Source organism: Gardnerella sp. 26-12 (assembly GCF_001660745.1).
Taxonomy (GTDB): Bacteria; Actinomycetota; Actinomycetes; order Actinomycetales; family Bifidobacteriaceae; genus Bifidobacterium; species Bifidobacterium swidsinskii.
Window position 1 is genome coordinate 1 of record NZ_LWSR01000082.1, and the last position, 2629, is coordinate 2629.

The 2629-nt window shown below is 45.7% G+C and carries 2 protein-coding genes; one reads left to right on the plus strand and one right to left on the minus strand.

Annotated features, from left to right (window positions below):
* Window positions 1-557 precede the first annotated feature (557 nt).
* On the minus strand, window positions 558-1109 hold the full coding sequence (locus A5295_RS04485; protein WP_064621870.1) for a hypothetical protein: 552 nt from the start codon (window positions 1107-1109) through the stop codon (window positions 558-560).
* A gap of 310 nt (window positions 1110-1419) precedes the next feature.
* On the opposite strand from A5295_RS04485, the gene A5295_RS04490 reads away from it, so the two are divergent.
* The gene (locus tag A5295_RS04490; protein WP_004108753.1) at window positions 1420-2589 is read left to right on the plus strand and encodes a branched-chain amino acid aminotransferase; all 1170 of its coding nucleotides are present in this window, start codon (window positions 1420-1422) and stop codon (window positions 2587-2589) included.
* Window positions 2590-2629 lie beyond the last annotated feature (40 nt).

Sequence of the window (2629 nt, forward strand, 5' to 3'; positions counted from 1 at the left end):
TGATTCAAGTATAAAAAAGAACATGAGAAGCAGGAAGAGTAAATATGCTTGTTGGAGGATGGTTAATTATATAAGTAGATAGATGTGTAGATTAGTGAGCAGATGAGTAAGCAAGTGAACCGCTAGACAAGTTGGTCACTAAAAGCGCAGGCGACATAAACTACTCACAGCTGAGTCGTTTTGGTCGCATCGCAACAACAACATCTAGCAATAGTACAGTCAGCAAGCAGACACATACGAAGAAAGGGCTTGGAGCCTGATGCCCCTAGTAGCACCAAACCCAAGCCCTTTAACAAAACCGCCTCGTTTCCCTAACAAACAAGCCAGCCAAACACTCAACAGTCACGCCCCCGAAAACCAGCGCACAACACTACCGTGAAGAAAGAGATTTGGCAAAACAGTAGAATCATGCAAAAGCCCGAAAGCAAACCCGCCACAAAACACTAAACAGCATTCGCAGCACGTTGAGTGAAAGATTTAACAAGTGAGCGCACCATACTCACGTACAGCACGCTCACAAATCATTAAACAATCAACACACTTAATGTGCTAAAAGCTTAGTGACGGATCTTGCGAAGAGCAGCACCCATGCCAGCAAGCACGGAAGCAGCAACAGCAGCCAAAGCTACAGCAGCACCGGTCTTAGCCAATGGAGCAGCAGCCTTCTTACCAGCAGCCTTCTTATCAGCCTTCTTATCAGCCTTCTTGTCGTTAGCCTTGTCATCAACCTTCTGACCATGACGCTTGAGGTAGTCAGCGACAGCCTTGCACTCGAGAGCATCTTCACCGTAAAGCTTCACACACTTCTTGTAATCCGTGTCCATATTGCCAAATGGAGTATGCTCATACTTATCTTTCTCGTCAGCCGCAATCTTAGCAGCCTTCTCAGCATTCAAACGATCAGCAAGAGCTTGAGAGTCCTCAGGCTCATAGAGCCAATTATCATCCTTCTCATCCTGAGCAGCAGCACCACCCTGAGCAGCAGCACCACCCTGAGCAGCAGGAGCACCAGCAGGAGCATCCTCAGCGAAAGCTGGAGCCGCGAAAGCGAGACCGGAAAGCAAAGTTGCGCCAGCAGCGAATGCGGCGATAGCCTTCTTATTCAACATAATATTTTCCTTTCTTCTTCTCCTTCACGCCAAACGCGCGAAGAAAAAATTAACATTCACAACTTAAGTTTTGTGAATAACTACCAGCGCAGAATATCCAGCCGGAAGCTGTTATTAACATACCCCCCCCCCGTTCGAAAAAGTCAAGAGCAGACGCACAACTCATTAACAGAAAACATTTATATTTTTWYKGAAATATTTCWKWMGATATTTTGGCGTGTAAGTTTTGCGAAAAACAAGAATCGTATTATTCTATACGTTAATTGCGGTAAAAGGCAAGTAGAAATAATCCACATAGAAAAGAGACATAATGGCTGATTTAGAAGTAGCTCCAGAGTTTTCTGACGCTTATGAGTCTTATGATCATAGCGATACAACTCTGTTGAACAAATTGGCTGGCAACTTTGAAGTTCTGCCGAATGATAATCCAGTTTCGGACGCAAAGCGCAACGAACTTATTGATAAGCCTGCTTTCGGTCAGATTTTCTCCGACAATATGGTTCATATGTCTTGGACTAAAGGCGAAGGATGGTCTGATCGTCGTGTAGAGCCTTATGGTCCATTGAAAATGGATCCAGGTGCATCTGTGTTGCACTATGCTCAGGAGTGCTTTGAAGGTTTGAAGGCTTATAAGCGCGCCGACGGCTCTATTTGGCTTTTCCGCCCAGATATTAATGCTGCTCGTTTCCAAAATTCTGCTAAGCGTTTGTATTTGCCGGAACTCTCTATTGATGATTTTATTGGATCGGTTGCAGCCTTGGTAAAGCGAGATAAGCAATGGGTTCCGAGCCGTCGAGAGTATACGCTTTACATGCGTCCATTCATGTTTGCTTCCGAGCCGTTCCTCGGTGTGCGCGAAGCTCACGAAGTTGAATACTGTGTTATCGCTTCTCCATCCGGCCCATACTTCAAGGGTGGTTTGAAGCCTGTTAGCATTTGGGTTGAAGATCAGTGGTTCCGTACTGGTCCTGGTGGTACTGGTTTTGCTAAGTGCGGTGGAAATTACGCTGCTTCCTTGCTTGGTGAATACAAGGGTATTGAGCACGGTTGCGAGCAGGTGTGCTTCGTCGATGCTGCAACTAAGACTTATTTGGAAGAGCTTGGTGGCATGAATATGTTCGCACTCCACAAGGATGGCCATTTGGAAACTCCATCTCTTACTGGCAGTATTCTTCCTGGCGTTACGCGTCGTTCTTTGATTCAGCTTGCTGAGGAAGCAGGACATAAGGTTGTTGAAACCATGATTCCTCTTCAAGGGTTGCTTGACGACATTCGTTCTGGCGAGGTTACTGAAGTCTTTGCTTGCGGTACTGCTGCAATCATTACGCCAATTGGTCGCTTTAAGTCCGATGAATTCGATCTTAAGGTTGCCGATGGTGGCGTTGGTGAGTTAACTCAGGCTTTGCGCGATGAGTTACTTGGCATTCAGCTCGGTGATGTCGAAGATAAGCATAACTGGATGTGGAAAGTTTGCGACTGATTTATATAAGTTAGTTAATATCTGTCTCTTATACACATCC